Origin of the sequence: Streptomyces durbertensis (genome assembly GCF_014156695.1) — a bacterium.
Lineage (GTDB): Bacteria > Actinomycetota > Actinomycetes > Streptomycetales > Streptomycetaceae > Streptomyces > Streptomyces durbertensis.
Window position 1 is genome coordinate 1 of the sequence record NZ_WMLF01000255.1, and the last position, 7,655, is coordinate 7,655.

Consider the following 7,655-nt stretch of genomic DNA (forward strand, 5'->3'; position numbering starts at 1 on the left):
CGCGCCCGGCCGGCCCACGACGAGGCGGTGCGGCCGCCGGATCGGGCCGCCGTTCCGGCGCCCCCCGCCGGTCCGCCGGCCCGCCCCGCCGGCCGCGCCGCCCGGCCCGGCTGCGGCTGGGACAGCACCGGGCCAGACTGCGCTTCCTGAGCGTCGGACTCACCCTCGTCCTGCTCGTCTTTGTGGTCCGGCTGCTCCAGGTGCAGGCCGTCGACGCCGGGCGCTACTCCCAGCAGGCCAACGTCAACCGCTACGTGACCGTGCCGATCGCCGCCGAGCGCGGCACCGTCACCGACCGCGCCGGACGTGAACTCGCCACCACCGTCGACGCCTACGACATCACCGCGGACCCGTTCCTCTTCACCGAGGAGCAGACCGAGGTGCCCGACGCGCCCGCGCAGGCCGCCGCGCTGCTCGCCCCGATCCTCGGCGCCGACCCCGAGGCGCTCACCAAGGCGCTCACCGACCCGCCCGCACCCCGCTACGTCGTCCTGGCCAGGCAGCAGACCCCGCAGGTGTGGCGGCAGATCCAGGACCTCAGGCGGGCACTGGCGCAGAAGGCGAGGGACGGCGAGGGCGCCAACGTGCTCGGCGGCGTCTACGCCGAGCCCCGCGCCAAACGCGTCTACCCCAACAAGGAGCTGGCCGCCGGCGTGCTCGGCTTCGTCACCTCCGACGGCCGCGGCGGCGGCGGGCTGGAGGCCCAGCTCGACAAGGAGCTCGCCGGCAAGGACGGCAAGATCACCTACGCCCAGTCCGCCGGCCGGCGGGTGCCCACCGCCGGAGCCGAGGAGCAGCCCGCCACCCCGGGCACCTCCGTCGAGCTGACCATCGACCGGGACATCCAGTGGGCCGCCCAGCAGGCGGTGTCCGAGCAGGTCCGCAAGTCCAAGGCCGACCGGGGCTACGTCATCGTGCAGGACGTCGCCACCGGCGAGGTGCTGGCCATGGCCAACGCGCCCGGCTACGACCCCGGCGACCTCGCCAGGGCCAGCAGCACGGCGCTCGGCAACCCCGCCCTCCAGGACGCCTTCGAGCCCGGCTCCACCGCCAAGCTGATGACCATGGCGGCCGTCCTGGAGGAGGGCAAGGCGGTCCCGGCGACCAAGGTCATCGTGCCCAACCGGCTCGGCCGCGCCGGCCGCGCCTTCGCCGACGACCACGACCACCCCACCTACCACCTCACGCTCACCGGGGTGCTCGCCAAGTCCAGCAACATCGGCACGATCCTCGCCGCCGAACGCCTCGGCGACCGCCAGCGGGAGGCCAACCGGGTACTCCACCGCTACCTGCGGGCCTTCGGCGTCGGCAGGAAGACCGGCCTCGGCTTCCCCGGCGAGACCTCCGGCATCCTCGCCAAACCGGAGGACTGGAACGCCGCCCAGCAGTACACGATCCCCTTCGGCCAGGGCGTCTCCGTGAACGCCCTCCAGGCGACCTCCGTGTACTCCACCATCGCCGGCGGCGGCGTCCGGATCGCCCCCACCCTGGTGAAGGGCACCACCGGGCCCGACGGGCGCTACACCCCCGCGCCCGAGCCGAAGCGCAGCCGGGTCGTCTCCGAGGAGACCGCCACCACGCTCTCCCGGATGCTGGAGGCCGTCGTCCACGACGAGCAGGGCACCGGCAAGGCGGCCGCCATCCCCGGCTACCGCGTCGCGGGCAAGACCGGAACCTCCAACCGTGTCGACCCGCAGACCGGCCGCTACCGCGGCTACACCGCCTCCTTCGCCGGCTTCGCACCCGCCGACAAGCCCCGCGTCACCGTGTACTGCGCGGTGCAGAACCCCAAGCGCGGCAGCTACTACGGCAGCTCGGTGTGCGGCCCCGTCTTCCACAAGGTCATGACCTTCGCGCTGAAGTCACTGCGCGCCGCGCCCTCCGGCGACAAGCCGGCCGGGCTGCCCACCACCTTCGAACCGGGCGAATGAGCGCCACCCGCGAGTGAGAGAGAACCGCACGTGCACACGATCACCGACGCAGTGGACCCCGGCGGCGGCCCCCGGCAGCCACGCCCCTCACGTGGCCCGACGGACGCCGGGCCCGGTAACCTCACCGCCGTGCCACAAGCTGATCTGACCCCATCCGAGACCGAGCCGGCCGGTAAACCGGAAGCCCTCGCGCTCCGCCCCACCGGGCTGCGCCCCGTACCGCTGGCCGAACTCGCCGCCTCCCTGGACGTCCGGCCCCGCCGGGCGACCGACGCCGGTGCCGAGGACGTCACCGTCACGGGGATCACCCACGACTCCCGCGCGGTCCGCCCGGGCGACGTGTACGCGGCGCTCCCCGGCGCCCGCTTCCACGGCGTGGACTTCGCCACGCAGGCCGCCTCGCTCGGCGCCGTCGCCGTGCTGACCGACCCGGCCGGCGTCGAACGCGCGCTGGCCACCGGGCTGCCCGTCCTCACCGTGGACGACCCGCGCGGCCGCATGGGCCGCCTCGCCGCCGAGATCTACGGCGAACCGGGCCGCGACCTGCTCCAGATCGGCATCACCGGCACCTCCGGCAAGACCACCACCGCCTACCTCGTGGAGGGCGGGCTGCGCGCCGCCGCCAAGGAGGGCGAGCTGACCGGCCTCATCGGCACGGTCGAGTCCCGGGTCGGCGACCGCCGGGTGAAGTCCGAACGCACCACCCCCGAGGCGACCGACCTCCAGGCCCTCTTCGCGGTGATGCGGGAGAACGGCGTCACCTCCGTCGCCATGGAGGTCTCCAGCCACGCCCTGGTGCTCGGCCGGGTCGACGGCTGCGTCTTCGACGTGGCGGTCTTCAACAACCTCAGCCCCGAACACCTCGACTTCCACCCGGACATGGACGACTACTTCCGGGCGAAGGCGGCGCTGTTCACCCCCGAACGCTCCCGCGTCGGTGTGGTCAACGTCGACGACGAGTGGGGCCAGCGGCTGGTCACTGAGGCCGGCGTGCCGGTGATCACGTTCTCCGCCGAGGGCCACCCGGACGCCCACTGGCGGGCCGAGGACGTCGAGATCGGCCCGCTCGGCTCCACGTTCACCGCCGTCGGCCCGAACGGCACCCGGGTGCGCGCCGCCGCCCCGCTGTCCGGCACCTTCAACGTCTCCAACACCCTGGCCGCGCTGGTCGCCCTGGTGGTCGCCGGAGTCGACGCGCAGACCGCCGCCGACGGCATCGCCGCGGTGCCCGGCGTCCCCGGCCGGCTGGAGCGGGTCGACGCCGGCCAGCCCTACCTGGCCGTCGTGGACTACGCGCACAAGCCGGACGCCGTGGAGTCCGTGCTGCGCGCCGTCCGCAAGGTCACCCCCGGCCGGGTGCACGCCGTGCTCGGCTGCGGCGGCGACCGCGACCCGCACAAGCGGACCGCGATGGGCGCGGCCCTCGCACGCCTCGCCGACACCGCCGTCCTCACCTCCGACAACCCGCGCTCGGAGGACCCGCTGATGATCCTGGCCGCGATGCTCGCCGGCGCCGCCGAGGTGCCCAGCCACGACCGCGGCACGGTGCTGCTGGAGGAGGACCGGGCCGCGGCCATCGCCGCGGCGGTCGCCCGCGCCGAGCCCGGCGACACCGTTGTCGTCGCCGGCAAGGGCCACGAGCAGGGGCAGGACATCGCCGGCGTGATCCGCCCGTTCGACGACCGCGAGGTGCTGCGCGAGGCGATCCTGGCCGCCGGCCACGCCACGTCCCGCAGCGAAGACGAGGAGCGCGACGCCCGATGATCCCCCTCAGCCTCGCCGAGATCGTCGAGATCGTCTCCGGCCGGCCCCACGACATACCGGACGACCAGGTCAAGGTGACCGGCCCGGTGGTCATCGACTCCCGGCAGGTCGAGCCCGGCGGACTGTTCGCCGCCTACGCCGGCGAACGGGTGGACGGCCACGACTACGCCGCCGGCGCGGTGGCGGACGGCGCGGTCGCCGTGCTGGCCACCCACCCGGTCGACGCCCCCGCGATCCTCGTCGACGACGTCACCCGCGCGCTCGGCGCGCTCGCCCGGCACAGCGTCTCCGCGCTCGGCACCGCCGTCGTCGCCCTCACCGGCTCGGCCGGCAAGACCAGCACCAAGGACCTCATCGCCCAGCTCCTCGGCGAACTCGGCCCCACGGTCTGGCCGCCCGGCTCCCTCAACAACGAGATCGGGCTGCCGCTGACCGCCCTGCGCGCCGGGCTCGACACCCGCCACCTCGTGCTGGAGATGGGCGCCCGCGGCAAGGGCCACATCCGCTACCTGGCCGAACTCACCCCGCCGCGCATCGGCGCCGTGCTCAACGTCGGCACCGCGCACCTCGGAGAGTTCGGCGGCCGGCAGCAGATCGCCGAGGCCAAGGGCGAACTCGTCGAAAGCCTGCCGAGCGCCGACGAGGGCGGCGTCGCCGTGCTCAACGCCGACGACCCCCTGGTCCGCGCCATGTCCGCGCGCACCGAGGCCCGCGTCGTGCTGTTCGGCGAGTCCGCCGACGCCGACATCAGGGCCGAGGACGTCCGGCTGGGCGAGGACGGCAGACCCTCCTTCACGCTTCACACACCCTCCGGGTGCAGCGATGTGACCATGCGCCTGTACGGTGAGCACCACGTGTCGAACGCGCTTGCCGCGGCGGCCGTTGCCCATGAACTGGGCATGCCCGCCTCGCAGATCGCGCAGGCGCTCACCAGCGCGGGCACGCTCTCCCGGTGGCGCATGGAGGTCACCGAGCGCGCCGACGGCGTCACCGTCGTCAATGACGCGTACAACGCGAACCCCGACTCCATGAAGGCCGCCCTGCGTGCGCTGGTGGCCATCGCGGGAGGGGGCGCGAGGGGCGGCGGACGTCGTACGTGGGCGGTGCTCGGTGAGATGGCGGAGCTCGGAGAGGCCGCGCTCACGGAGCACGACGCGGTCGGACGGCTCGCCGTCCGGCTCAACGTCAGCAAGCTCGTGGCGGTCGGTGGCCGGGAGGCCGCATGGCTCGACATGGGCGCCAAGAACGAGGGTTCGTGGGGTGAGGAGTCGGTGCACGTGTCCGACGCTCGGGCGGCTATCGACCTGTTGCGCAGTGAACTGCGACCGGGGGACGTCGTACTGGTGAAGGCTTCCCGTTCGGTGGGCCTCGAGCAGGTCGCGCAGGCCCTGCTCGTCGACGCGGAGGGCGAGGTCGCCGGTCGATGAGGCAGATCCTCTTCTCCGGAGTCATCGGGCTCTTCCTGACCCTGGTCGGCACCCCGCTGCTGATCAAGCTGCTCGCCCGCAAGGGCTACGGGCAGTACATCAGGGACGACGGGCCGCGCGACCACCACAGCAAGCGCGGCACGCCGACGATGGGCGGTATCGCCTTCATCATGGCGACCCTGGTCGCCTACGCGCTGACCAAGGTCATCACCGGCAGCGAGCCGACCATCTCCGGTCTGCTCGTGCTGTTCCTGATGGCCGGTATGGGCCTGGTCGGCTTCCTCGACGACTACATCAAGATCGTCAAGCAGCGCAGCCTGGGCCTGCGGGCCAAGGCCAAGATGCTCGGACAGCTCATCGTCGGCATCGCCTTCGCGGTGCTCGCCCTGAACTTCGAGGACCTGCGCGGCAACGCGCCCGCCTCGGACCGGCTGTCCTTCACCCAGGACTTCGGCTGGCACCTGGGCCCGGTGCTCTTTGTCATCTGGGCGCTGTTCATGATCCTGGCGATGTCCAACGGCGTGAACCTCACCGACGGACTGGACGGCCTGGCCACCGGCGCCTCGGTGATGGTCTTCGGCGCCTACACCTTCATCGGCGTCTGGCAGTACCAGGACTCCTGCGCGATCACCGGCAGCCCCAGCTGCTTCGAGGTCCGCGACCCACTGGACCTCGCCGTGGTGGCGGCCGCGCTCATGGGCGCCTGCTTCGGCTTCCTGTGGTGGAACACCTCACCCGCCAAGATCTTCATGGGGGACACCGGCTCGCTCGCCCTCGGCGGCGCGCTCGCCGGCCTGGCCATCCTCTCCCGCACCGAGCTGCTGCTGGCCATCCTCGGCGGCCTGTTCGTGCTCATCACCCTCTCGGTGGTCATCCAGGTCGGCTCCTTCCGGCTCACCGGCAAGCGGGTCTTCAAGATGGCGCCGCTCCAGCACCACTTCGAACTCAAGGGCTGGAGCGAGGTCCTGGTGGTGGTCCGCTTCTGGATCATCCAGGGCATGTGCGCCATCGTCGGCGTCGGCATCTTCTACGCGGCCTGGGCGGCGCAGAAGTGACCGGGCACGCGGCCGGACAGCCGGCGGAGACCCAGCCGGCGGACGCGAAGCCCGCGGCCGACGTGGGTGCGGAGTTCGACGGCCGGGCGGTCGTGGTGGCCGGCCTCGGCGTGAGCGGCGTCAGCGCCGCCCGCGTCCTGGCCTCACTGGGCGCCCGGGTCACCGTCGTGGACGGCGGCCACGGACAGGCCCAGCGGGAACGCGCGGCGGCGCTCGCCGAGGAGGGCGTCGCCGTCCGCCTCGGCGACGGCGAGAGCCTGCCCGAGGGCACGGAGCTTGTGGTCACCTCGCCCGGCTGGCCGCCGTCCTCCCCGCTGTTCCAGGCCGCCGCCGACGCCGGCGTCGAGGTCTGGGGCGACGTCGAACTGGCCTGGCGGCTGCGCGGGCTGCGCACCGCCGAGCCCGCGCCCTGGCTCGCCGTCACCGGCACCAACGGCAAGACCACCACCGTGCGGATGCTCGCCGAGATCCTGGCCGCCGCCGGGCTGCGCACCGCCGCCGTCGGCAACATCGGCACGCCCATCCTGGACGTCGTGCTCTCCGCCGAGCCGTACGACGTGCTCGCCGTCGAGCTGTCCAGCTACCAGCTGCACTGGGCGCCCTCGGTGCGGCCGCACTCGGCGGCCGTCCTCAACATCGCCCCCGACCACCTCGACTGGCACGGCTCGATGGCCGCCTACGCCGCCGACAAGGGCCGGATCTACGAGGGCAACCAGGTCGCCTGCGTCTACAACGCCGCCGACCCGGCCACCGAGCACCTGGTACGGGCCGCCGACGTCGCCGAGGGCTGCCGGGCGATCGGCTTCACCCTGGCCAGCCCCCGCCCCTCGGAGTTCGGCGTGGTCGACGGGCTGCTCGTCGACCGGGCCTTCGTCGAGGACCGGCAGCGCCAGGCCCAGGAACTCGCCGACGTCGGCGACCTCGCGCCCTCCTCGGGCCACGTCGCCCCGCACAACGTCGCCAACGCGCTCGCCGCCGCCGCGCTCGCCCGCGCCTACGGCGTACCGGCGGAGGCGGTACGCGAGGGGCTGCGCGCCTTCCGCCCCGACGAGCACCGCATCGCGCACGTCGCGGACGTGGACGGCGTGGCGTACGTCAACGACTCCAAGGCGACCAACACCCATGCCGCGCAGGCGTCCCTCGCGGCCTACGAGTCGGTCGTGTGGATCGCCGGCGGCCTCGCCAAGGGCGCCACCTTCGACGAACTCGTCAAGGGTGCGGCCGGACGGCTGCGCGGCGTGGTCCTGATGGGTGCCGACCGCCACCTCATCCGGGAGGCGCTGGCCCGACACGCCCCCGATGTACCGGTCACCGACCTCGACCGGACCGACACTGAGGCGATGTCGGCGGTGGTGCACGAGGCGAGCCGCCTGGCCCGGCCCGGGGATACGGTGCTGCTGGCACCGGCCTGTGCCTCGATGGACATGTTCACCAACTACGGCCAGCGCGGCGACGCCTTCGCCACCGCGGTACGGGAG

General features: G+C 73.4%; 5 protein-coding genes. All 5 read left to right on the forward strand.

Going from position 1 to position 7,655, the window contains the following annotated elements:
- Positions 1-1,931 (forward strand): peptidoglycan D,D-transpeptidase FtsI family protein (locus tag GL263_RS17020; RefSeq protein WP_228456573.1); only part of this gene is annotated, 1,931 nt, incomplete at its 5' end.
- Between the two features lie 30 nt (positions 1,932-1,961).
- Complete coding sequence (locus tag GL263_RS17025; RefSeq protein ID WP_438947971.1) at positions 1,962-3,695, forward strand: UDP-N-acetylmuramoyl-L-alanyl-D-glutamate--2,6-diaminopimelate ligase; 1,734 nt, start codon at positions 1,962-1,964, stop codon at positions 3,693-3,695.
- Positions 3,692-5,122, forward strand: coding sequence for a UDP-N-acetylmuramoyl-tripeptide--D-alanyl-D-alanine ligase (locus tag GL263_RS17030; protein ID WP_182856577.1), 1,431 nt, complete (start codon positions 3,692-3,694; stop codon positions 5,120-5,122). The genes GL263_RS17025 and GL263_RS17030 overlap by 4 nt, the downstream gene beginning before the upstream one ends.
- Complete coding sequence (gene mraY / locus GL263_RS17035) at positions 5,119-6,177, forward strand: phospho-N-acetylmuramoyl-pentapeptide-transferase (RefSeq protein ID WP_182856578.1); 1,059 nt, start codon at positions 5,119-5,121, stop codon at positions 6,175-6,177. Before GL263_RS17030 ends, mraY begins: the two co-directional genes overlap by 4 nt.
- A 62-nt stretch (positions 6,178-6,239) precedes the next feature.
- Positions 6,240-7,655: UDP-N-acetylmuramoyl-L-alanine--D-glutamate ligase (gene murD / locus GL263_RS17040; protein ID WP_182856581.1), on the forward strand; the 1,416-nt coding region annotated here is incomplete at its 3' end.